Below are 21,510 nucleotides of genomic sequence, written 5' to 3' on the forward strand. Positions count from 1 at the left end.
GGTCATGGCAGTTCGGTGTTGATGGCTTGCGAGGTCTGGGATCGTGGGCCCACCGTGCCCAGGCGTGCTCGCAACGATTGTGGCTGGCCGGTGATGATCGCGGCGTAATGGGTGGTGTTGGCCAGCACGCGCTTGACGTAGTCGCGCGTTTCCTCGAAGGGAATGTTCTCGGCCCACACTTCACCAGGTACCGTGGGGCCGTTGCGCCACGTGCGCGAGCGGCCCGGTCCTGCGTTGTAGGCGGCAGCGGCCAGCGGCAGTGAGCCTTCGAAATCGTCCAGCGCGAACTTGAGGTAGGCGGTGCCGATCAGGATGTTGGTGTCGCGATCGGTGATCTGGCCGGGCTTGAAGTCGGTCAGGCCGATCTTGCGGGCGGTCCAGCGCGCGGTGGCGGGCATCACCTGCATGAGGCCGGATGCGCCCACCCCTGAACGCGCGTCGGTGATGAAGCGGCTTTCCTGCCGAATGAGGCCATAGACGTAGGCGGGGTCGAGGCCGATTTCCCGGGCGCGCGGCACCACGGATTCGCGGTGCGGCAAGGGGAAACGCTGCGCGTGGTCCAGCACCTGCGGCGTGCGCTCGCTGGTGTTGATGCAGCGATCCCAGAACTCGTGCCTGCAGGCCAGGTCGGCCGCGGCCAGCAGCTCGCGTTCAGGCATGCCGCCCGGCGTGTGCAGGCCCACGGTGTAGTTCCACTCGCGCACGCCTTCGCTGCGCAGGCCGAGCTTCATGGCAATCAGCGCTCGGCGCAGGCCAGGGGTGGTCTGCGCGGCTGCGATTTCCTCCGGACTCAGGGCCTCCGGGGCGGGCGGCACGGTGATCGGGCGGCCCAGCGCTTCCATGGCCAGCAGTTCGTAGAAGCCGCGCGGTGAGGCAATGGATTCGTAAAGCGCGTTGGCCTGCACGGAGGCGGTCGCAGGATCGGGCAGCTTGAGCGCCTGCACGGCGCGCGCGTTCCAGTAGACCCAGGTCGGATCGTTGCGCTGGTCCTCGCTCATGGCGGCCACCGCATCGCGCACGGCGGCCCAGGCGCTGGCGCGCATGCCCGCGCGCGCCTTCCAGGCCAGGTGCTCGTCGTGCATGAACCGCTCCTCGCCATTGGCGAAGTAAGTCAGGGCGTCTGCCTGGAGTCTTTGCGCCGATCGCTTGCCGATCACGCCCCAGATCCAGCTTCGCTCTTCCTTGGTGAGCTGGGCCTTCCAGCGCAGGTGGTCGGCTTCCACCGCGGCTGCAGCCGCATCGTTGGCGGCCAGGCGGATGATGGCCAGCGTCACCAGCTCCTTGGTGCGCGGACGGATGGCGGTGATCTTGTCGTCCAGGTACTTCGCCGGGTCATTTGCGATCTGCTCCACCGTTGCGGCCCTTTCGGGATCCAGCATCGCCACGGCCTGGCTGGCCACGCGCGCGCGGTTGGAGTCCATGGCCAGCCGGGCGCGTTGCCACACCGCCTCGGGCTTCAGGTGCCCGCTGGCCAGCAGCGCTTGCGCGGCGGTGGCGCAGCCGTCTTCTGCTTCGCGCTGGGCCAGCCAGTTGGCCTGCACCTGCACGGCAGCGGCATCTGCCGGGATGCGGCCCGCAGCTGCGTCGAGCATGAGCCCGTAGCAGCGCACCTGGCGGTCGTCCTGCATGCGGAATTTCGGCAGCTCGGCTTCGAAGACGGCCCAGTTGCGCGCCTTGCCCAGCAGCAGCAGCCAGTCGTTGCGGAGCCGATCTTCCCAGTAGGTACCGGCCATGCGGTCCAGTGCGACGCGAATGTCGGCCACGCTGGCGGTCTCCAGACGGGGGCGCATGTCCCAGTACATGGCCAGGGGCTCCAGCGCGTGGCCTCGGATCTGGGGCAGCAAGCTGGCGAGTTGCCCCGTGTTGTTGCGCCGGAAGGCTTCGCGCATCTCCAGCAAGGCGGCATCGGACCCACCGGATGCACTCTGCGCACACGCCAGACCAGCCTGCAGCAGCGCGCCCGCCATAATGAGCCGCCAGCCGGCCGCGATCCGCTTCTGAATTCCCTGTGTCATACCAACCCGTTTCATGCGCTGATTATGGACAACAAAGAAGGTCAGAGTGACCCACGACCCCACACGGCGCCCGCGGAAGGATCGGCAGCGGCGCTGAAGATCGAGTGGCGCAAGTCGCTGATCGAGAAACGCCAGGCCCTGGCCGACCGCAACCTGCGCAACGATTTGCTGCAGCGGGTCATGCGCGTGTGGCTGATCCACCGGCCCGACGCCATCATTGGCGCCTACTGGCCGATCAAGGGCGAGTTCGACCCCCTGCCCGCGCTGTTCCGCTGGCAGGAAGCCGGTCTGGAGGAAGATGCGCAGGGCGCACAGCGGCACCGGCGCATCGGCCTGCCGGTGGTCAACAAGATCGACAAGACGCTCACCTTCTACACCTGGTACCCCGGTTGCCCGATGGAAGAGGATGCCTATGGCATCCCGAAGCCAAAGGACACCGAGATCGTCGAGCCCTCGCTGATCTTCGTGCCCTGCGTGGGCTATGGCCCCGGCGGCTTCCGGCTCGGTTACGGCGGCGGCTTCTACGACCGCACCCTGGCCAGCCTTCAGCCCAAGCCCTTCACCGTGGGCCTGGGCTACGACTTCGGGTACCTGCCGTACCTCAAGCCCGAGGCCCACGATGTGCCGCTGGATGCCATCCTGAGTGACACCGGGGTGATGTGGCCTGTGAAATAGAGGCCCCACCGCTTCGCGGATCGTTACGGATGCTCCGCGCTCGCGTGCACCTCGGTGATGCGCTTCTCGCGCCGCACCAAATAGAGCCCGCTGCCGATGATGATGGCCGCGCCGAGCCAGGTGTGTGAGCTGGGCAGCGTGTGCCAGATCAGCCAGTCCAGCCCCAGCCCCCAGGCCAGGGCGCTGTATTCGAATGGCGCCACCGCTGAAGCCTGGCCGTGGCGGAAGGCTTCAGTGATGGCGAGCTGGCCGCAGAAGCCGGTGATGGCCAGCGCCAGCAACAGGGGTGCGTCGGCGCGGTGGATCGACACCCAGCCAGGCAGGGCCAGCGCGCCCGCGCCCAATGCCATGAACAGCATCATCGACAGCACCATGCTCTCGCTGCTGTCGGTGCGGCTGGCCAGTCGACCGGCGACGGCCGCCACTGCATAGCAGAGAGCGGCACCGAGCGTGGCCAGGCCGCCGATGGTGACGAACCCGGCCTGCAGGTCCGTGCCGCTCGGACGCAGCGCGATCACCACGCCGACGAAGCCGATGCCGATGGCCCACCAGTGCGCCTGCGGCACACGCTCCTTGAGCACCGGCACCGAGAGCGCGGTGATCAAGAGGGGCGAGATGAAGAACAGCGTGTACGCCGCCGACAGCGGCAGTTCGCGCACACCCAGGGTGAACAGCGACAGCATGGTGATGCCGAGCAGGCCGCGCAGCACGTGCAGCGGCCAGCGCACCTTCAACACCGAGTGCCAGGCGCCGCGCCAGGCGATGTAGACCAGCACCAGCGGCAGGGCAGTCATGCCGCGCAGCGCGGCGATCTGCAGCACCGGGTAGCGCGCGGCGAGGGTCTTGAGCACCGCGTCCATGAGTGCGAAGAAACCCACCGCGATCAGCATGAAGACGATGCTGCGCAGGTTGCCGCTGGCGCGGCTGTGAAGGTTCGTCGTCGACATCAATCGATTTGATCCACTGTGTCCGGATCGGGCACGTCGCCGATGGCTTCGCGCGTCAGCGCCGCCTGCTGCAGCAGCCAGTCGCAGAACGCCTTCACCTCCGGGCGCTGCACGCTGCGCGGCGCCACCATCAACCAGTAGACGAGGGGCGAGTCCAGCCGCGTGTGGGGCAGAGGCTCGATCAGATCGCCGCTGGCCAGGCTCTCGGCCACCAGCGGCAGACGCGCCAGGGCCACGCCCTGGCCGGTCAGCGCGGCCTGCACGATCTGGTTGGCGTAGTTGAAGTACATCCAGCGCTGCGGTGAGAGCTTGGGCTGCAGGTGGCTGCGCGCGCCCCTCTTGCCGGTCTTGCTGGCGGCGGGCACGCTGCCGAAGGTGTCGAGCCAGCGTTGCCAGGTGAGCCACTCCAGGTGGCGGGTGCGGTGTGCGTCACCGGCTTCGATCAGCGCGCATTTCGAGAGGTCTTCGATGCTGCTGATGGGATGGCTCTTGAGGAGCCAGGGGCTGGCCACTGGCGTGAGCTGTTCGCCGAACAGGCGCAGCGCCGTCGAAGGCACCGTCTGCGGCACCGCGTAGCGCAGTGCCAGATCCACATCGGCCGTGGCGAGGTCAACCGCGTTGTCGGTCGCGTCGATGCGGATGTCGATATCCGGGTGGTCGCGCTGGAAGGCCTCCAGGCGGGGGATCAGCCACATGGAGGCGAACGAGGCCCAGGTGGTGATGGCCACGCTCTTGCGCCCGGCGCTCTGGCGGATCTGCCGCACGGCGGTGTCGATGCGTTCCAGCGCCATGCTGGAGGCGCGCAGCAGTTGCGAGCCTGCGCTGGTGAGTTCCACGGCGCGCGTGTGGCGCAGAAACAGGGCGGTGCCGACCTCGTCCTCCAGCGCCTGGATCTGCCGGCTGACCGCGCTTTGCGTGAGCGAAAGTTCCTCGGCGGCAGCACGAAAGTTCAGGTGGCGGGCCACGGCGTCGAAGGCGCGCAGATGACCCGCGGCGATGGGCCTGGTGCGGGGGTGGCTGCTGGTCAGCTGCATGGCTTGTCTCCGGACATTGATGCGGTTGTCGAATCAATAGCCTACTGCGTATTCATTGGACCAAAGGGGCAGAGGCGGCGAAGATTGATGCCCAGGATGAGCCATCGTCCCCCACCAGGAGTTCCACATGACCACCCATTCCGCTTCCTGCTCCCCGACCCTGCAACGCGCCATTGGCGTTGCAGCCGCGCGTGGCTGGCGGCTGGATGCCCGCCGCGCGATGAGCCTGCGCCCCAAGGTACCCAGCCGTTTGTACATCACCCAGGGCCGCGCCTGGGTGACGCTCGGTCTGCCCACCCAGGGCCACGGCAACGAGCTGGGCGACCACATGCTGGAAGCCGGCCAGAGCCTGGCGGTGCCGGCCGGTGCGCGCGTGGTCATGGAGCCGTGGCAGCCCGCGCAAGCCACGCCGGTGCGCTTCGAGTGGTGCAGCGAGTCGGAGGCCCGTGCGGCAGAGGTCGATACCCGCTTCGGACGAGAAGTCGCGCAGCCCGGTCGCGAACTGGTCGCGGCGCTCGGCCAGGCCGCCTGGGCGTTCCTGAGGCTGGTGCGTGGCCTGCTGGGCTACAGCGAATACCTGGTCGCAGGTCGCGGAAGGGTACTCACGCCTTTCGAGTCGAACCCGCCCTGAACCAGCGACCCCCACGCTCCACCGCTGCGCGGGTCGCTGCCCCCCAAGGGGGCTGATCCGGCTTGGGGCGGCCCGGCGCCGGATCTCAACGGGTCTTGCGTTTGGGCTTGCGCGCCGCCACGGCGGCCGCGAGCGCCAGCCGCGCCCAAGGCAGCATGAGCGCGGGCGACTCCAGCGCCTCCGCCGGAGGGGTGTGGTAGTTCAGCTTCATGCGCTTCCCCTTGGCCTCGAACACGAAGGGCTGGGCGCCGGCAGCCAGCCATTGCGGCTCGGTCTCGGCGTTGGTCTTGAGGAACAGCGTGTCCCACGCAATGATGCCGATGTTCATGCCATCGACCGAGATGCCCCAGCCACCGAACATGCGCTTGGCCACACAAGGGCCCACGCACGAGAGCAGTTCGCAGGCGTAGGAGGCAAAAGGGTCGATCGGCTTGGCCATGCGCCATCTTAGATGGCGTCCGGCAGAATGCGCCGATGGCCAGACCCAAGTCAGCTTTCCACGACCTCAAGCGCGACGAGATCCTCGACGTTGCTGCCCAGTGCTTCGCGCGCCAGAGCTTTCCGGCCGCCAGCATGAACGACATCGCTGCTGCCTGCGGCACCAGCAAGGCCCGGCTCTACCACTATTACGAGAGCAAGGAAGCCATCCTCTACGACCTTCTGGATCGCTACACGCAGCGCTTGTTGGCGCTCATTGGCGAAGCGGAAGCGCGCGCGCAGCGCAAGAACCTGAGCGAACGCGAGGCGCTCAACGAACTCGTGCGGGTTTTCCTGACCGAGTACGAGACCTCGGCCACGCGCCACGCGGCGCTGGTGTCCGACACGAAATTCCTGGGTGAGGTGCAGCGCGAACTCATCCTCAACCGCCAGCGCGACGTGGTGGCGGCCTTCACCCGCTTTCTCAAGCGCGCCTATCCCGATCGCGTGACGGCGGCCAACCAGACCGCGCTGACCATGATGCTGCTCGGCATGATCAACTGGACTTTCACCTGGCTGCGCCCTGGCGGTCCCATGAGCTACAGCGCCTTTGCTGAAGAGGTGGTGGCCATGCTGGAGCGTGGCATGACCGGTGGTGCGGTCGGGATTTGATGATTTACTGATGCGTAATTGATTTCGTTTAGTTAAAATCGCGCCTCACCCCACCTGGAGACATCCCATGAGCAAAGCTTTCGCCTCGCAGGCCGACCTGGCCGACAAGAAGATCACCTTCGAGCAACTCAGCCCGCACTGCTGGGCCTACACCGCCGAAGGCGACCCGAACTCGGGCGTGATCATTGGCGAGAAGTTCATCATGGTCAGCGACGCCACCGCCACGCCCGCCATGGCGCGCGACCTGATCCAGCAGATCCGCAAGGTGTCGGACAAGCCCATCAAGTACGTGCTGCTCACTCACTACCACGCGGTGCGCGTGCTGGGTGCCAGCGCCTACGCCGCCGAAGGCGCCACTGAAATCATTGCCAGCCGTGGCACCTACGAATTGATCGTCGAGCGCGGCGCCGAGGACATGCAGAGCGAGATGGAGCGTTTCCCGCGCCTGTTCCGCGGTGCCGACAGCGTGCCCGGCCTGACCTGGCCCACCCTGGTGGTGGGCGACGGAAAACCCGGCCGCCAGGGCAGCCTCGAGGTGGACCTGGGCGGCGTGAAGGTGCAGATCTGGCACCCGGGCCCGGGTCACACGCGCGGTGACACGATTGCCTGGGTGGAAGAAGAGAAGGTGCTGTTCAGCGGTGACCTGGTGGAGTACGAAGCCGGCGTCTACACCGGCGACGCCCAACTGGAAGAGTGGCCCGCCACGCTCGAGGCCCTGCGCGCACTCAAGGCCGAGTACATCGTGCCAGGTCGCGGCGAAGCCATGAAAGGCAATGCCGACGTGAACAAGGCGCTGGACTACACCCAGCGCTGGGTGACCACGCTGTTCCAGGCCGGCAAGGAAGCCGCCGCCGCCGGCATGGATCTCAAGGCCGCCATGGCCCACACCCGCAAGAGCATGGACCCGGTGTTCGGCCACGTGTTCATCTACGAACACTGCCTGCCGTTCGACGTGAGCCGCGCCTACGACGAAGCCAAGGGCATCAAGAACCCCCGCATCTGGACGGCCGAGCGCGATCAAGAGATGTGGAGCGCGCTGCAGGCCTGACCGCACAGACCACCACAGAGCAAGCCGCCTTCGGGCGGCTTTTCCTTTGGGGACACGCTACGATCCGCTGCGTTCATCCTTGCCGCTCATGCCCACCACCGTCCTGAACCATTCCGCCACCGACTGGGGCGTCGTCGCCGTCTTTGCGATCGTCTACCTCGGCATGTTTCTCGGCGGCCTGCCCCGGCTGAAGCTGGACCGCTCGGGCGTGGCCTTGCTCGGCGCCATCGCAGTGATCGCGTTGGCCGGCCTGCCGGTGGAAGACGCGGCGCGTGCCATCGACCTGCCCACCATCGTGTTGCTGTTTGCCTTCATGGTGGTGTCGGCGCAGATGCGGCTCGGCGGTTTCTATGGCGCGGTCACCCGCCGCGTGGGCGACATGCCGCTCTCGCGCAGCGGGCTGCTCGCGGCGCTCATCCTCGTGGCGGGGGCGCTCTCGGCGGTGTTCTCCAACGACATCGTCTGCCTTGCCATGACACCCGTGGTCGCGCGGCTGTGCCTGCGCCGCGGCATCGACCCGCTGCCTTTCCTGATCGGTCTGGCCTGCGCGGCCAACATCGGGTCGGCCGCCACGCTGATCGGCAATCCGCAGAACATGCTGATCGGCTCGGTGCTGCAGTTGCCGTTTGCGGGTTATGTGCGGCAGGCCCTGCCGCCCGTGCTGATCGGTTTGGCGTTGTTGTGGGGGTGGCTGGCGTTCGGGCCGGGTCGGGGGAGCCCTCACCCCGGCCCTCTGCCGCCAGCGGGAGAGGGGACAGATGCGGACGCAGAACCTGCTTTCGATGGCTGGCAGACCGCCAAGGGCCTTTTTGTCGCTGGCGCGCTCTTGCTGATCTTCCTGTTCACCAACTGGCCACGCGATGTGGCCGCGCTCGTGGGCGCTGGCGTGTTGCTGCTGAGTCGACGTCTTCACTCATCGCATGTGTTGGGGTTGGTCGATTGGCCCCTGCTCATCCTTTTCATGGGCCTGTTCGTGGTGAATCACGCGTTCGAAACCACAGGCCTGGCGGCGCAGGCGGTGGCATGGCTGGGCACGCAGGGCGTGCACCTGACCGACCCCGGGCCACTGCTGGTGGCGGGTGCGGTGCTCTCCAACCTGGTGTCCAACGTGCCGGCAGTCATGCTGTTGCTGCCCCATCTGGCGGGCAGTGGTGAACAGGCGGGTGTGATGCTTGCGCTGGTGACCACCTTCGCGGGCAATCTGCTTCTGGTGGGTTCGATCGCCAACCTCATCGTGGCCGACCTTGCGCGCCAGCAGGGCATCGAGATTCACTGGAAACGCCACGCCGTCACCGGCATTCCGGTGACGCTGATCACGCTGGGCGTGGTGTGGGGCTGGGTGCGCTGGTGGATGTGAGGGACTGACAGCCGGATGCGGTCAAGCCAATGAATGCCAGCGACTCAACCGCAGCACGCAGCGGCTCACCCTGTATGAGCCATCAAATCAACGCCGGATAGGATCCGCCATCGATCTGAATGTTCTGGCCTGAGACAAAACTGGCTTGGACGCTGCAGAGGTACGCGCACATATCGCCGACCTCCTGAGGTTGACCGAATCGCTTGGCAGCAATGGTCTCAGTGATCTGGCGCCGAGCTTCGTCACGCGAGATTCCGCTTTCCTTCATCATTCTCTGGGCCATCAACTCCTGCCGGTCAGTATCGATGCGCTCTGGAAGGAGGTTGTTGACCGTGACATTGTCGATTGCCACATCCATCGAAAGCGCTTTGGAGAAGGCGGTCAACCCAGTACGGGCGGTGGCCGACAGAATCATCCATGAATAGGGCATCTTCACCATCGCCGAGGTGATGTTCACGACTCGGCCGAACTTCCTCTGCTGCATGCCTGGCACGAGGGCGGTCATCATCATGATCGCGGGCAGCATGTTGTTTTCAAGCGCGCCGACCCAATCGGCGTAAGTCCAGTCGCCCCAATTGCCCGGTCGCGGCCCCTCGTTGTTGTTGACCAGAATGTCAGCATCAGGGCAGGCCGCGATCAATGCTTGCCGCCCTTCCTCCGTACGAAGATCCGCTTGAACCGGCGTCACTTCGACGCCGGTGCGCGCCTTCAGCTCTTTGGCGGCATTCGTCAGTCGCGCCGAATCACGGCCATTGATCCAGACGTTGCATCCCTCTTTGGCGAGCGCCTCAGCACAGGCAAGGCCCAGCCCCTTCGATGAGGCGCACACGAGCGCTTTGCGCCCCGAAATTCCCAAATCCATATCGAGCTTCTCCAGGTGGTGGTTCGATCAACATGCGATGCACCGATGTCTGCAATTTGCCGCAGCATGTCAGCGTGAGTCGTTTCTACAACTGCTTCATCAAGGTTTTGGCTGCAGCGAGAAGCTGCTTGGCATTGGCGGAAACGCTCCGGTCCATTCGAGGAAGCGGACCGGCCACTGCAAGCGCGAAGACTTCTCCCGCAAGCCTGACAGGGACGGCCACGCCCATCACATCCATGCTGATCTCCGCGCGGCCTACATACCAGCCCTTGACTGAAGCCTTTTTGATTTCGTCCTTCAATTGAGTGCGCTGTGCCACGCTCAGCCGCGCACCGTTTGCGCCGTGCAGCCGCAATAGGGACGAGTCGCGTTCTTCGTCGGACAGAGCACTCAACAATGCTTTGCCACTGGACGTCAGATTCAGCGATTTGAGCTGGCCCACCTCGGCGGTGTAGCGAATGGTTTGCTTGCTCTCCATGACATCGAGCAGCACCACCGAATCGGCCAGCCGCTTCGAGAGCATCACGGTTTCTCCGCTGCTATCGCGCAGCTTTTCAAGATGCGGTCGCACGAGTCCGAGCACTGGATCGTGCGTTCCGATTTCGCGTGACTTCAACAGCCAACGCGCTGTTGGATAGAACATCTTTCGTCCGCCGACTTCGTACAGATAGCCGCTGGCCTCCAGCGTTCGCATAAGTCCAAAGCATGTCGAAGTTGGGATGTCCAGAAGGCGCGAAAGCTCCGAAAGGTTCATCGGCCTTCGGTGTTCCGCGAAGGCTTCAAAGATCTGAAGAGCACTGGTGACTGTCCGAACAAGCATGAATCGATCGTAGCACGCAGCATGCCTTTCTTTCGCAGAATCGCATTCACTTTCGCATTTGCGAAATCTCACTTTTCACGTATGCGAAATATGTTGCGCTATCTTGAACTATGGGCATCTCGTGTGATGTACTTCGGTCCCACGATTGGACTGGAGAACCTATGCTCTCGAAGGAAGAAAACGACTTGCTCACGCGAGTCGGACCAGGAACGCCAATGGGAAGTTTGTTTCGGCGCTTCTGGTTGCCTGCCGTGCTTTCCGAAGAAATTGCGCAGCCAGACTCCGCGCCAGTGCGGTTGCGCATCCTGAGCGAGGACCTGCTCGCGTTTCGCGACAGCAGCGGTCGTGTGGGTCTGGTGGATGCGTACTGCGCCCACCGAGGCGCTCCTTTGTTCTTCGCGAGAAATGAACAAGGCGGCCTGCGCTGCGCTTATCACGGCTGGAAGTTCGACGTCGAGGGCAACTGCGTGGACATTCCCAATGACTGCCGCATCAAAGACAACCCTCGCGTGCTTGCGGCCTGCTCCATCGGCTCGTATCCGGTCGTGGAGGCCGGCGGTGTGGTCTGGGTGTACATGGGCCCTAAAGACCGGATGCCACCGCCGCCGAATTTCGAATGGACGCGTGTACCTGAGGGGCATCGTCACGTGTCCCGCTGGTTGCAGCGCTCCAACTGGCTGCAAGGCGCTGAGGGCGAGATCGATAGCTCTCATATCAGCTTCCTGCACCAAGAGCTCGATCCGGCCGAATCCGCGCTTGGCGTGACTGGAGCGGATCTCGCTGTAGACGGCGCACCGGTGATCACACTCAAAGACATGGCCTATGGCTTCGCGAGTGCAGCACGTCGCAGCCGTGGGGAAGACTACTTCTGGCGCATCTCGCAATGGGTCGCTCCGATGTTCAGTCTGATTCCGCGGGCGCCCAGTCCGTTCTTCACCGGCAGCGGGGGTCGCGCATGGGTCCCGGTCGATGACTACAACACCGTGACGTTCGCATACAGCTTTCGACCGGATCGCCCGCTGAGCGATGAGGAACTGGAGCTCATCAACGGCGGGGCTCACTTTCCACCTCGCACAAGGAAGGTCGCCTTGGCGCTTGGAGACAGAGGCCCCATCGATGTGTTCGTACCCGAAGCGGGCATGGACAACGATTACATGATCGATCGGCAGATGCAGCGCACCAGGAATTTCACCGGCATCTGGGGCGTCAACGCGCAGGACCGCTCAGTACAGGAAGGGATGAGAGCCGCGCCCTCCAGCCCCATCGGCATCGTCGACAGGACCAAGGAGCGTTTGATGGGTTCCGACATTGCCATCGTCACTGCACGCCGCAAGCTGCTCGCGATGGTGAAGGATCTACAGCAAGGCATCGAGCCGGCAGCGGCATCGGATGTCACGCACTACACGGCCCGAGCGATCAGCAGCATCTCCGCGACGGGATCCCTCGATCAGTATCTCTCGGAGTACGAGGCTCCTCAACCCAGTCACGCGGAGCATTGACCTCAGCCGCGATCTCGAAAGTATCACCCCGCCCGCAGCGCGAGCTGCTTCAACAAATCCAACGGAGACAAGAGCCCCATGAACTTCCTTAAGGTATGCCTTTGGGCGGCTTTGACAGCCCTCTTCATGTCCAGCGCGATGGCGCAGGGCTATCCCAATCGTCCCATTCGACTGCTGGTCGGGTACGTCCCCGGTGCGACCGGGCCTGACTTCTCGGCGCGCACGGTCGCACCCAAGCTGTCCCAAATCCTGGGTCAACCCGTTGTGGTGGAGAACAGGCCGGGCGCGGGTGGCACCATTGCCACCGGGATGGTCGTGAATGCCCCCGCCGACGGCTACACGCTGCTGCTCGGAGAAACGGGGCAACTCGAAATCGCTCCGTTCGTCTACAAAAGCTTGCCCTACAAGACGCTGACCGATCTCACGCCGATCGGCATGATGACTGATGGCGCCGGCATCGTATTGGTGGCGAATACGAAGACAACGGCGATCCGGTCGATTCCCGATCTGATCCGCGAGGCGAAGGCAGCGCCGGGCAAACTGAGTTATGGCACCGCCGGGATCGGGTCGATTCATCACCTCTTGATGGAGTCCTTCAAAGACGGTACGGGGATCGACGTCATGCACGTTCCGTACAAGGGCGGCGGACAGGCTCTGCCCGCGTTCCTGGCAGGCGACGTTCCAATTCTGGTCGCGGCCTATCAGACGGTGGCTCCCCACGTGAAGGCCGGCAGCGCCGTGGTGCTGGGTGCGACTGGCGGAGCACGACTGCCCGCGCTGCCCGACATTCCATCGCTCTCCGAATTCGTCAAGGGCTACAACATGGAATCGCAACTCGGCATCCTCGGCCCGGCCAACATGCCGCCGGAGATCGTGGAGAAGCTGTCACGAGCTCTCAAGGCGACGCTCGAAAGTCCGGACGTGAGGGAAACACTTTCGGCGGAAGGTACGAGGCCAATCCGATGGACTTCTCCCGAAGATTACCGTCAGATCATCGGCGACAACCTCAAGAAGTTCGAGCGCGCGGTTCGGCTTGCCAACGTACAGCCCCAGTAAATGGCGAAATCGATCGACCGAAAGCTGCGCATCGGAGTGCTCGGACTGGGCATGGCTGGCGCTTTGATGGTTCCTCATGTGGCAGGACATACACGCTGTGTTCTCAATGGTGCGGCCGATCGCGATGCACGCCTGCGCGAGAAATTCGCGCAGGACTTCAACCTTCCGACCTATGAGGATGCCAGCTCGCTGATCGAAAGCCCGGACATTGATGCGGTCTACATCGCAACGCCCCATCAGATGCACAAAGATCAAGCGCTGTTGGCGGCGGCACACGGAAAGCATGTCGTTGTCGAAAAACCGATGGCGCTGTCGCTCTCCGATTGCGACGAGATGATCGCAGCAGCCGATCGACATGATGTGACCCTTATCGTCGGTCACACCTTCAGTTTCGAACCAGCCATCAAAGAGATCAGTCGGCTTGCGGAACGCGCGAGCTATGGCCCTTTGGCCATGCTCGCGATGTGGAACTACACCGATTTTCTTTACAGGCCTCGCCGCCCGGAAGAACTCGATACAGACAAGGGCGGCGGCATTCTGTTCAATCAGATTCCGCACCAGGTCGATATCGCCAGAGCCGTGGCGAGGTCACCGGTGCGCAGTGTGCGCGCCTCCACAGCCATTCTGGATTCGCGCCGCCCCACCGAAGGTTGTTGCTCCGCCTTCATCGACTTCGAAAGCGGAGCGTCAGCAAGCCTCGTGTATAGCGGCTATGACCACTTCGACAGCGACGAATTGCACGGCTGGGTGGGCGCCACAGGGCGCAAGAAGACGCCTAAGCAAGGCCACGCCCGGCGCGCACTCGCCAACCTGGACGAAGACGCAGAGCTGCGGCTGAGGGCGGAAAGATACGGATATGGCTCCCCAGCGGGGGCTACAGAAGCCGAGCCCGAGTACCCATCGCACTTCGGAACTCTGGTCGCGACCTTCAAGCATGCCGATATCCGAACAACGCCTGCCGGCCTTGCCATCTATTCAGATGAAAGTGTGCAGCACGTCGAGCTTTCAGCCAAGAACAGCGGCAGAACGCAGGTGCTCGATGAGCTCTGCGATGCCGTCTTCCTGAAGCGCCCTCCCATGCACGACGGCCGCTTCGCCATTGGGACGGTGGAAGCCTGTCTCGCCATTCAGCAATCCGCGCGTTCGCGTCGCGAAGTCTTTCTGCGCTGAATGCGCATTTCCTACGCACGAAAAATGATCATCGACATCCACGGACACTACACCACGGAGCCCGCCGCCTTCCACGCATTCCGAGACCGACAACTCGCCGGGCTTGCCGATGCCTCTCGAAGACCCAGTTCCTTGGACCTCGGTCTTACAGACGAAGCGATCGTCGAAAGCGTGCAGCCGCAGCTGAAGTTCCAGAAAGAGCGAGGAACCGATCTGACGCTGTTCTCGCCACGCGCCGCGGGCATGGCACACCACGTGGGTACTGAAGCCATCAGCCAGCAATGGACGTCGATGTGCAATGACCTGGTACATCGAGTCTGCACACTCTTGCCCGACAGCTTCGTCGGCGTCGGACAACTGCCGCAATCTCCAGGCGTCTCGCCGAGCCGATGCATCCCGGAACTGAAGCGAATCGTGAATGAACTGGGATTCGTCGGCGTCAACCTCAACCCCGATCCGGCTGGCGGCATGTGGACGGATCCGCCCCTGATCGACGAATACTGGTATCCGCTCTACGAGGCGCTTTGCGAGCTCGATGTGCCGGCGATGATTCATGTGTCGTCCTCATGCAATCCGAACTTTCATGGCACCGGGGCCCACTACATCAACGGTGACACGACGGCCTTCATGCAGTTGGTCCAGGGCAATCTGTTCAAGCATTTCCCAACGCTGCGATTCGTCATCCCGCACGGCGGCGGTGCGGTTCCCTACCACTGGGGGCGCTATCGCGGCCTTGCGCTGAATCTGGGAAAACCCCCTCTGCCAGAGCATCTGCTAAACAACGTTTTCTTCGACACCTGTGTCTATCACCTGCCGGGGATCGAACTCCTCTCGAAGGTGATCCCGGTAGACAACATTCTTTTCGGCTCCGAGATGGTCGGGGCAGTTCGCGGCATCGATCCGGAAACGGGGCATCATTTCGACGACACCCGCCGCTACGTCGATGGGTTGTCCGGTCTCAGCGAAGAGAGCCGCTACAAGATATTCGAAGGAAACGCGCGGCGCGTTTACCCGATGCTCGACAAGCTGCTTTCCCAGCGCGGGCATCGACCCGCATCTCTTGGAGTGCAGTCATGAGCACGCCATCACGGATTCTGAAAATTCCGACACGCCCCGACCCTGCGCTCGTGCAGGCACTCGGATCGATGGTCACCCCTCACCTGTCGGACAGCATGGAGCGACTCTACGCCGGCGGCGCAGCGCTTCGGCCGATACATCGGGGAGGGAAGCTCGCCGGACCCGCCTTTACGGTGCGAACAGCGCCTGGCGACAACCTGCTGGTGCACAAGGCGCTCGACATGGCCCAGCCGGGCGACGTCATCGTCGTTGATGCCGGTGGCCTCACGGGCAACGCGATCATCGGAGAGATGATGGCGCTGTATGCCCAGCAGCGCGGAATCGCTGGCATCGTGATCTGGGGCGCCATTCGCGATTCAGCGGAACTGGCCGCCTCCGACTTCCCGATCTACGCAGCCGGTATCACGCATCGCGGGCCCTACAGGAATGGGCCGGGAGAGATCAACGTCCCGATCGTGGTGGGCGAATTGCCAGTCCAGCCCGGCGACATCATGGTCGGCGACGCCGATGGCCTTGTCGCCGTCCCTCAGCACGACGCCACACGTGTCCTGGAGTCTGCCAGGCGGATTCTGGCCAAGGAGACCGAAGTGGCGAAAAGCTTCCGATCGGGCACCGCAGACCGCAGCTGGGTCGACCAGGTTCTCAAAGAAAAGGGCTACTCGCTTGAATAGGCGGTCGGCCACAGCAATCCGTTTTTGGAGACTTCATGGCAAAAATCTGCAGCGTCATCGCGACGTCCCATTCACCCTTTCTCTTCGAACCGCTTTCATGGTGGAACAACACGAGGGCCGGGCGCAGCTACGCGCCAGGGGCGATCGTTGACGACGACGAGGAAAACGCAAGAAAGTTCGATCGCGTCCAGCAAGGGATGGTGAAGCTGCGCGATGTGTTTCAAGAGGCGCGACCGGATGTGGTTCTGTGCTTCGGAGACGACCAGGACGAACAGTTCGACCTGAACAATCACCCTTCTTTCGCGGTTTACGTGGGCCCGGCATTCGAGGGTTACAAGGCAGTGCGGTATGCCGAAAAGCTCGGCGCCCGCCCGTTCAAACCCAAGGTGCCAGAACACTGGGCCAAGATTGACGCTCGTCCCGAACTCGCCAGGTCATTGCAATTTGCATTGATGGATGCGGGATTCGACCCAGCCTTCATGCTCGATCTACCGGACAAGGACATCGGCATGGGGCATGCCTTCATGCGCCCCATGGGCCCATTGACCGATGGCCGTTTCGACGTGCCGATGGTGCCGGTATTGGTCAACTGCCTGTATGCGCCTCAGCCCACCGCCGCGCGTTGCGTCGCGCTGGCGCGAGAGGTTCGCAAGATCGTCGAGAACACCTGGCCGCAGGATCTGCGGGTGGCGGTCGTCGGCTCAGGGGGTCTGTGGCACACGCCTGGCGCGCGGGAATCGTATCTGGACGAAGAGTTCGATCGCGAAATACTCACCCGATTGCAGGCTGGTAACGCCGATGCCATGGCCTCTTACTTCGACGCCTGGAAACCTCGCGAAGAGTTGAAGCACCTCAAGTGCTTCGATCAGTTTTCGGGCGGCACCGGAATGTCGCGCGGCGTCGGCGGCGGTTCGGGGGAGACCCGCAACTGGATCATGGCCGCTGCGGTTGCCGACAGGCCCGGTCGTGTCATCGACTACATACCGGTTCATGCCTCACCTTGCGGCGTCGGCTTCGCCTACTGGGAGATGGTGGGCTAAGGGAAAACCAGGCAACGCTTCGCCCGAAAGGTACGCGCCATTCGGGCTCTCACTCGATCATCGGTCCAACAACAGCAACAGCAACATGCGATTCGTTTCATTCAAGCCCAAAGATTCAGACCACGCGGGGCTCGCCATTCAAACCAGTTCGGGGCTTCTGGCGCTCCCTTACGCCAATACCCGAGGCGTTCCCCAAGACCTCAAAGTCCTTATCGAGAATGGCCCCGCCGCCATGCGGGAAGTCCATGCGCTCATCGAGCAGCATGGAGAGCCAGTCCTCATCGATACGGTGGACTTCCTTCCTCCCGTGACCGCGCCCGGCAAGATCCTTTGCGTTGGCCTCAACTACCGGGATCACACCAAAGAAAGCAACTTCGAGCAGCCAGCCTATCCGACGCTGTTTCTCAGAGTCCCTGGCAGCCTCGTCGGGCATGAACAAGCCATCGTTCGTCCTGCTTGCTCGGAACAACTGGACTATGAAGGTGAGCTTGCTGCCTTCATCGGCAAAGGCGGCAAGCACATCTCCAGAGAATCCGCTCTTGATCATGTCGCCGGTTATGCGACATCGAACGAAGGATGCGTGCGCGACTATCAATTCAAGTCGCCGCAATGGACGATGGGAAAGAATTTCGATAGATCCGGATCAATCGGCCCTGAGTTCGTATCGGCGGATGAACTCCCTCCTGGCGCGGTGGGCTTGGCGATAAGCACCCGCCTCAACGGACAAATCGTTCAATCCGCGAACACATCGGAGATGGTGTTCGACCTCGCCACCGTGATCTCCCTCGCTTCCGAAGTCATGACGCTGGCGCCTGGCGATGTGATCCTGACCGGCACACCAGCCGGGGTAGGCTTTGCGCGCAACCCACAACTCTTCCTGCGTGACGGCGATGTCATCGAGGTGGAGATAGAGCGCGTCGGCCTGCTTCGCAATCGCGTCGCCGACGAAGGCAACCGAATGGCAGCAACCCCGCACGCATGAAGGCCACCGGACCGCTTACAGAGTTCTCATGAAACTGGAATTTCAAGATCTTGTCGTGCACGATGTGAAAAGGGAAGCGACAAACGTGCTGTCATTCGACATTCGGCACCCAGATGGCGCGTCACTTCCTGCCTTCACCGCAGGCGGTCATCTCGACATCAAACTGCCCAACGGCCTGGTTCGAAGCTACTCGCTCGTCAACTCCCAGGACGACACGCATCGATACCTCATCGCGGTCAACAAAGACGCGGCAAGCCGGGGCGGCTCGCGGTTCATGCATGACCATCTCGGCCCCGGCGCTACCGTGGCCGTAGGCTTGCCTCGCAATCACTTTCCCCTGAACGAAGAAGCCGAACATTCGACGTTCGTGGCCGGAGGTATCGGCATCACCCCAATGCTTTGCATGATCGAGCGGCTGAACGCGCTGCAGCGGCATTGGGCGCTCTTCTACTTTGCACGCAGTCGAGCGACCGCTGCCTTCACCTCTGTAATCGAAGCACTGGAGAATGCCGGATCGGGGCGCGCCAGATTCATCTTCGATGAAGGTCGCGCCGGAAGCGTCCTCGGCCTTGAAAAAATCATTGTCGATGCGCCCAAGGAAACCCACTTCTACTGTTGCGGCCCCGTTGGCATGCTCGAACGCTTTGAGCAAGTGACATCGAATCTCGCGCCACAGTACGTACACAGAGAATATTTTTCCGCGCAAGCGCCGGCCCCTGCCGAGGGTGAATTTGTCGTCGAGCTCGCGAAGTCGCAGCGGAGCCTCGTCGTCGCACCAGGGAAGACCATTCTGGACACCCTGCTGGATGCGGGTATTGAAGTGGCGTACTCGTGCAGTCAAGGGGTATGCGGCGCCTGCGAGACCACGGTTCTGGAAGGCATTCCTGAACACCACGATCTCGTTCTGTCTCCAGAAGCGCAAGCAAGCCACAAGACCATGATGATCTGCTGCTCTGGAAGCCGCAGCCCCAAGCTGGTACTGGACATTTGAACGAGCAACCGAAGGAGCATCACAGTGCACCAGAGAAGTATTGAAGTCGAAGGCCTCGCGCACAAGAGTGCGCCGATTCCCAGCGCCTGCCGAATTGGGCCGATCTTGGCCACATCCGGCGTCGGCGGCAGAAATCCTCACACCGATCAAATGCCGGAGGACGCCGACACACAAGCCGTGAACTGTTTTGACAACCTCAAGCGGGTTCTCGAAGCAGCTGGACTTGGGATGCAGAATGTGGTCAAGATCACGGTCTATCTGGCCGATGAAACCCATCGCGCTGCAGTCAATGCTCCGTGGTTGCAGCACTTTCCGGACCCAGCACACCGGCCGGCTCGTCATGCGCTGGTGACATCGCTTCGCGGAGGCATGCTGGTCCAATTGGAAGCTCTGGCCGTGGCCTCTGAATCGACCCAGGATTGAACTGACCCCCAGAAGTCGGACGAACTTCAAGGGGTTCAGCTCCCAGGTCCGACCCCGCGTTAGCGCTCAGTGAATCGACGACAGGAACTGCTGCAGCTCAGGTGTCTCCGGCGTTCCAAACAACTTCGCGGGTGGCCCCATTTCGTGCACACGCCCCTGGTGCATGAAGATCACGCGATCGCTCACCTTGCGCGCGAAACTCATCTCGTGCGTCACCATCAGCAAGGTCATGCCTTCGTCGGCCAAGGACTCCACCACGCGCAGTACTTCGCCCACCAGTTCGGGGTCCAGCGCAGAGGTGATCTCGTCGCAAAGCAGCACACTGGGCTGCATGGCGAGGGCTCGTGCAATCGCCACGCGCTGCTGCTGGCCACCCGAAAGCTGATCGGGAAACGAGTCGAACTTCTCGGCCAGGCCCACGCGCTGGAGCAACTGGCGCGCACGTTCGGCCCCTTCGGCTGGCGCCGTCTTCTTCACCAGGCCCGGTGCGAGCATCACGTTGCGGCCCACGCTCAGGTGCGGGAACAGGTTGAAGTTCTGGAAGATCATGCCGACGTGCTGGCGCAGCTCGCGCATGGCGGCAGCGTTGTTGTGCAGCAGGGGCTTGTCGTCGACGCTCAGCGAACCGGCCTGAAACACCTCGAGCCCGTTGATGCAGCGCAGAAGCGTGCTCTTGCCCGAGCCGCTCTTGCCAATGATGGCGATCACTTCGCCGGCCTTCACCTGCAGGACGATGCCCTTGAGCACCTCGTTGCTGCCGTAGGACTTGCGAAGCTGCTGGATGTCGACGATGGTGCGTTCAGCGACTGGCATTGAGTTTCCTCTCGAGGGTGCGTGCGTACAGGCTCACGGGGAAGCACAGCGCGAAATACATCAGGGCCACACAGCTGTAGACCAGGAAGGGTGCGAAGGTGGCGTTGGTGATCATGGTCCCGGCCTTGGTGAGTTCGACGAAACCGATCACCGAGGCCAGCGCCGTGCCCTTGACCACCTGCACCAGGAAGCCCACCGTGGGCGCGATGGCGATGCGCGTGGCCTGCGGCAACACCACGTAGCGCAGTTGTTCGCCGAAGTTCAGCGCCAGGCTTTGTGCTGCTTCCCATTGACCTTTGGGCACTGCCGCCACGCAGCCGCGCCAGATCTCGACCAGGAAGGCGCTGGTGTAGAGCGTGAGCGCCACCGACGCCGCCGTCCAGGCCGAGGTCTCGAAGCCGAACAGCGCCAGCCCGAAATACGCCAGGAAGAGCTGCATCAGCAGCGGTGTGCCCTGGAAGAGCTGCACGTAGCCGGCGACGAAGGTTTCTGCGCCCGGCCACTTCGCGGTGCGCGCCACCAGCAGCGCCATGCCGACGATGCCGCCACCGATGAAGGCGATGAGCGAGAGCACGACCGTCCAGCGCGCAGCCAGCAACAGGTTGCGGACGATGTCCCACAGTGTGAAGTCAACCACGACGGCCTCCAAAGAGATAGCGCGGACCCAACCAATTCAACAAGGCCCGCACGCCGATCGACAACAGCAGGTAGATGCCGGTGGCGACGATGAAGGCCTCGAACGCGCGGAAGTTGCGGCTCTGGATCAGGTTGGCGGCGTAACTGAGTTCCTGCGTGGAGATCTGCCCACACACCGCCGAGCCGAGCATGACGATGATGATCTGGCTCGTGAGTGCGGGCCACACCTTCTTGAGCGAGGGGGGGAGCACCACGTGAAAGAACGTCTGCACGCGCGACAGCGCCAGGCTGGCGGCGGCCTCGAACTGGCCCTTGGGCGTGGCCTCGATGCCGGCGCGGATGATCTCGGCCGCGTAGGCGCCGAGGTTGATCACCATCGCGATCACCGACGCGATCTCGGGCGTGAGCTTCACGCCCGCAGCCGGCAGGCCGAAGAACACGAAGAACAACTGCACGATAAAGGGCGTGTTGCGGATCAGCTCCACGTAGGTGGCGGCGATCCAGCGCAGTGCCAGCGGCCCGCTGCTGCGCGCCCAGGCGCAGGCCGTGCCCAGGAGCAGCCCGATCACGGCCGAGATCGCGGTCAGGCCGAGTGTCCAGAGCACGCCCTTGGCCAGCAAGGGCCACTGGGCGAGCACCGCAGGGAAGTCGAGTTCGATGCCCATGGGGCCCAC

Annotated in this window: 23 protein-coding genes; 14 read left to right on the plus strand and 9 right to left on the minus strand. The window is 63.2% G+C overall.

The features are described 5' to 3' along the window. Positions 1-2 precede the first annotated feature (2 nt). Positions 3-2,015, minus strand: coding sequence for a transglycosylase SLT domain-containing protein (locus tag ACTIF6_RS21830; protein WP_439589926.1), 2,013 nt, complete (start codon positions 2,013-2,015; stop codon positions 3-5). 24 nt (positions 2,016-2,039) lie between these two features. On the opposite strand from ACTIF6_RS21830, the gene ACTIF6_RS21835 reads away from it, so the two are divergent. Beyond that, on the plus strand, positions 2,040-2,690 hold the full coding sequence (locus ACTIF6_RS21835; protein WP_439589927.1) for a 5-formyltetrahydrofolate cyclo-ligase: 651 nt from the start codon (positions 2,040-2,042) through the stop codon (positions 2,688-2,690). A 23-nt stretch (positions 2,691-2,713) separates the two neighbouring features. Here the strand turns inward: ACTIF6_RS21835 and ACTIF6_RS21840 are convergent, their stop codons facing one another. After that, a complete protein-coding gene (locus tag ACTIF6_RS21840) occupies positions 2,714-3,637 on the minus strand; it encodes a DMT family transporter (protein ID WP_439589928.1) in 924 nt (307 codons plus the stop codon). After that, positions 3,637-4,671 (minus strand): LysR substrate-binding domain-containing protein, encoded by a 1,035-nt coding sequence (locus ACTIF6_RS21845; protein ID WP_439589929.1) that lies wholly within the window; start codon positions 4,669-4,671, stop codon positions 3,637-3,639. Before ACTIF6_RS21845 ends, ACTIF6_RS21840 begins: the two co-directional genes overlap by 1 nt. Positions 4,672-4,798: 127 nt before the next feature. On the opposite strand from ACTIF6_RS21845, the gene ACTIF6_RS21850 reads away from it, so the two are divergent. Further along, on the plus strand, positions 4,799-5,302 hold the full coding sequence (locus ACTIF6_RS21850) for a DUF2917 domain-containing protein (RefSeq protein WP_439589930.1): 504 nt from the start codon (positions 4,799-4,801) through the stop codon (positions 5,300-5,302). Positions 5,303-5,387: 85 nt separating this feature from the next. On the opposite strand, the gene ACTIF6_RS21855 is transcribed toward ACTIF6_RS21850, so the two are convergent. Continuing rightward, on the minus strand, positions 5,388-5,741 hold the full coding sequence (locus ACTIF6_RS21855) for a TfoX/Sxy family protein (RefSeq protein ID WP_439589931.1): 354 nt from the start codon (positions 5,739-5,741) through the stop codon (positions 5,388-5,390). A gap of 35 nt (positions 5,742-5,776) precedes the next feature. Between ACTIF6_RS21855 and ACTIF6_RS21860 the strand changes: the two genes are divergently transcribed. From ACTIF6_RS21860 to ACTIF6_RS21870, 3 genes are all read left to right on the plus strand, one after another. Beyond that, positions 5,777-6,391: a TetR/AcrR family transcriptional regulator gene (locus ACTIF6_RS21860; protein WP_439589932.1), complete on the plus strand. Its 615-nt coding sequence runs from the start codon at positions 5,777-5,779 to the stop codon at positions 6,389-6,391. Between the two features lie 67 nt (positions 6,392-6,458). Further along, positions 6,459-7,439 (plus strand): MBL fold metallo-hydrolase, encoded by a 981-nt coding sequence (locus ACTIF6_RS21865; RefSeq protein ID WP_439589933.1) that lies wholly within the window; start codon positions 6,459-6,461, stop codon positions 7,437-7,439. An 88-nt stretch (positions 7,440-7,527) separates the two neighbouring features. Further along, on the plus strand, positions 7,528-8,796 hold the full coding sequence (locus tag ACTIF6_RS21870; protein ID WP_439589934.1) for an anion transporter: 1,269 nt from the start codon (positions 7,528-7,530) through the stop codon (positions 8,794-8,796). An 82-nt stretch (positions 8,797-8,878) separates the two neighbouring features. Here ACTIF6_RS21870 and ACTIF6_RS21875 read toward each other — a convergent pair whose 3' ends face one another. After that, positions 8,879-9,658, minus strand: a complete 780-nt coding sequence (locus ACTIF6_RS21875; RefSeq protein ID WP_439589935.1) for an SDR family oxidoreductase — start codon at positions 9,656-9,658, stop codon at positions 8,879-8,881. 85 nt (positions 9,659-9,743) lie between these two features. Beyond that, complete coding sequence (locus ACTIF6_RS21880) at positions 9,744-10,478, minus strand: IclR family transcriptional regulator (protein ID WP_439589936.1); 735 nt, start codon at positions 10,476-10,478, stop codon at positions 9,744-9,746. A 161-nt stretch (positions 10,479-10,639) separates the two neighbouring features. On the opposite strand from ACTIF6_RS21880, the gene ACTIF6_RS21885 reads away from it, so the two are divergent. The 9 genes from ACTIF6_RS21885 (at position 10,640) to ACTIF6_RS21925 (ending at position 19,387) form a co-directional block, all read left to right on the plus strand. Next, positions 10,640-11,977: a Rieske 2Fe-2S domain-containing protein gene (locus ACTIF6_RS21885; protein WP_439589937.1), complete on the plus strand. Its 1,338-nt coding sequence runs from the start codon at positions 10,640-10,642 to the stop codon at positions 11,975-11,977. 78 nt (positions 11,978-12,055) lie between these two features. After that, positions 12,056-13,033 carry a Bug family tripartite tricarboxylate transporter substrate binding protein gene (locus ACTIF6_RS21890; protein WP_439589938.1) on the plus strand — a complete coding sequence of 326 codons (978 nt, stop codon included), beginning with the start codon at positions 12,056-12,058 and terminating at the stop codon, positions 13,031-13,033. Next, positions 13,034-14,203 (plus strand): Gfo/Idh/MocA family protein, encoded by a 1,170-nt coding sequence (locus tag ACTIF6_RS21895; RefSeq protein WP_439589939.1) that lies wholly within the window; start codon positions 13,034-13,036, stop codon positions 14,201-14,203. Positions 14,204-14,227: 24 nt separating this feature from the next. After that, positions 14,228-15,280: an amidohydrolase family protein gene (locus ACTIF6_RS21900; protein ID WP_439589940.1), complete on the plus strand. Its 1,053-nt coding sequence runs from the start codon at positions 14,228-14,230 to the stop codon at positions 15,278-15,280. After that, positions 15,277-15,951: an RraA family protein gene (locus ACTIF6_RS21905; RefSeq protein WP_439589941.1), complete on the plus strand. Its 675-nt coding sequence runs from the start codon at positions 15,277-15,279 to the stop codon at positions 15,949-15,951. Before ACTIF6_RS21900 ends, ACTIF6_RS21905 begins: the two co-directional genes overlap by 4 nt. Positions 15,952-15,986: 35 nt before the next feature. Continuing rightward, a complete protein-coding gene (locus ACTIF6_RS21910; protein WP_439589942.1) occupies positions 15,987-16,991 on the plus strand; it encodes a hypothetical protein in 1,005 nt (334 codons plus the stop codon). Between the two features lie 85 nt (positions 16,992-17,076). Continuing rightward, positions 17,077-17,973 (plus strand): fumarylacetoacetate hydrolase family protein, encoded by an 897-nt coding sequence (locus ACTIF6_RS21915; protein ID WP_439589943.1) that lies wholly within the window; start codon positions 17,077-17,079, stop codon positions 17,971-17,973. A 28-nt stretch (positions 17,974-18,001) separates the two neighbouring features. After that, on the plus strand, positions 18,002-18,964 hold the full coding sequence (locus ACTIF6_RS21920) for a PDR/VanB family oxidoreductase (RefSeq protein WP_439589944.1): 963 nt from the start codon (positions 18,002-18,004) through the stop codon (positions 18,962-18,964). A gap of 24 nt (positions 18,965-18,988) precedes the next feature. Further along, positions 18,989-19,387, plus strand: a complete 399-nt coding sequence (locus ACTIF6_RS21925; RefSeq protein ID WP_439589945.1) for a RidA family protein — start codon at positions 18,989-18,991, stop codon at positions 19,385-19,387. A gap of 66 nt (positions 19,388-19,453) precedes the next feature. Here the strand turns inward: ACTIF6_RS21925 and ACTIF6_RS21930 are convergent, their stop codons facing one another. The 3 genes from ACTIF6_RS21930 to ACTIF6_RS21940 are packed head-to-tail and all read right to left on the minus strand — an operon-like array spanning position 19,454 to position 21,501. After that, a complete protein-coding gene (locus tag ACTIF6_RS21930) occupies positions 19,454-20,200 on the minus strand; it encodes an amino acid ABC transporter ATP-binding protein (protein ID WP_439589946.1) in 747 nt (248 codons plus the stop codon). Further along, on the minus strand, positions 20,187-20,837 hold the full coding sequence (locus tag ACTIF6_RS21935) for an amino acid ABC transporter permease (RefSeq protein WP_439589947.1): 651 nt from the start codon (positions 20,835-20,837) through the stop codon (positions 20,187-20,189). The genes ACTIF6_RS21930 and ACTIF6_RS21935 overlap by 14 nt, the downstream gene beginning before the upstream one ends. Continuing rightward, positions 20,830-21,501, minus strand: a complete 672-nt coding sequence (locus ACTIF6_RS21940; protein WP_439589948.1) for an amino acid ABC transporter permease — start codon at positions 21,499-21,501, stop codon at positions 20,830-20,832. The genes ACTIF6_RS21935 and ACTIF6_RS21940 overlap by 8 nt, the downstream gene beginning before the upstream one ends. Positions 21,502-21,510 lie beyond the last annotated feature (9 nt).

This window comes from Hydrogenophaga sp. (assembly GCF_051860785.1).
GTDB lineage: Bacteria > Pseudomonadota > Gammaproteobacteria > Burkholderiales > Burkholderiaceae_C > Hydrogenophaga.

Coding starts and splice junctions, on each gene's coding strand:
- ACTIF6_RS21890 (WP_439589938.1), top strand. CDS start 12,056: ATGAACTTCCTTAAGGTATGCCTTTGGGCGGCTTTGACAGCCCTCTTC.
- ACTIF6_RS21865 (WP_439589933.1), top strand. CDS start 6,459: ATGAGCAAAGCTTTCGCCTCGCAGGCCGACCTGGCCGACAAGAAGATC.
- ACTIF6_RS21840 (WP_439589928.1), bottom strand. CDS start 3,637: ATGTCGACGACGAACCTTCACAGCCGCGCCAGCGGCAACCTGCGCAGC.
- ACTIF6_RS21895 (WP_439589939.1), top strand. CDS start 13,034: ATGGCGAAATCGATCGACCGAAAGCTGCGCATCGGAGTGCTCGGACTG.
- ACTIF6_RS21875 (WP_439589935.1), bottom strand. CDS start 9,658: ATGGATTTGGGAATTTCGGGGCGCAAAGCGCTCGTGTGCGCCTCATCG.
- ACTIF6_RS21885 (WP_439589937.1), top strand. CDS start 10,640: ATGCTCTCGAAGGAAGAAAACGACTTGCTCACGCGAGTCGGACCAGGA.
- ACTIF6_RS21915 (WP_439589943.1), top strand. CDS start 17,077: ATGCGATTCGTTTCATTCAAGCCCAAAGATTCAGACCACGCGGGGCTC.
- ACTIF6_RS21930 (WP_439589946.1), bottom strand. CDS start 20,200: ATGCCAGTCGCTGAACGCACCATCGTCGACATCCAGCAGCTTCGCAAG.
- ACTIF6_RS21850 (WP_439589930.1), top strand. CDS start 4,799: ATGACCACCCATTCCGCTTCCTGCTCCCCGACCCTGCAACGCGCCATT.
- ACTIF6_RS21900 (WP_439589940.1), top strand. CDS start 14,228: ATGATCATCGACATCCACGGACACTACACCACGGAGCCCGCCGCCTTC.
- ACTIF6_RS21905 (WP_439589941.1), top strand. CDS start 15,277: ATGAGCACGCCATCACGGATTCTGAAAATTCCGACACGCCCCGACCCT.
- ACTIF6_RS21870 (WP_439589934.1), top strand. CDS start 7,528: ATGCCCACCACCGTCCTGAACCATTCCGCCACCGACTGGGGCGTCGTC.
- ACTIF6_RS21920 (WP_439589944.1), top strand. CDS start 18,002: ATGAAACTGGAATTTCAAGATCTTGTCGTGCACGATGTGAAAAGGGAA.
- ACTIF6_RS21860 (WP_439589932.1), top strand. CDS start 5,777: ATGGCCAGACCCAAGTCAGCTTTCCACGACCTCAAGCGCGACGAGATC.
- ACTIF6_RS21835 (WP_439589927.1), top strand. CDS start 2,040: ATGGACAACAAAGAAGGTCAGAGTGACCCACGACCCCACACGGCGCCC.
- ACTIF6_RS21940 (WP_439589948.1), bottom strand. CDS start 21,501: ATGGGCATCGAACTCGACTTCCCTGCGGTGCTCGCCCAGTGGCCCTTG.
- ACTIF6_RS21910 (WP_439589942.1), top strand. CDS start 15,987: ATGGCAAAAATCTGCAGCGTCATCGCGACGTCCCATTCACCCTTTCTC.
- ACTIF6_RS21830 (WP_439589926.1), bottom strand. CDS start 2,015: ATGACACAGGGAATTCAGAAGCGGATCGCGGCCGGCTGGCGGCTCATT.
- ACTIF6_RS21855 (WP_439589931.1), bottom strand. CDS start 5,741: ATGGCCAAGCCGATCGACCCTTTTGCCTCCTACGCCTGCGAACTGCTC.
- ACTIF6_RS21880 (WP_439589936.1), bottom strand. CDS start 10,478: ATGCTTGTTCGGACAGTCACCAGTGCTCTTCAGATCTTTGAAGCCTTC.
- ACTIF6_RS21845 (WP_439589929.1), bottom strand. CDS start 4,671: ATGCAGCTGACCAGCAGCCACCCCCGCACCAGGCCCATCGCCGCGGGT.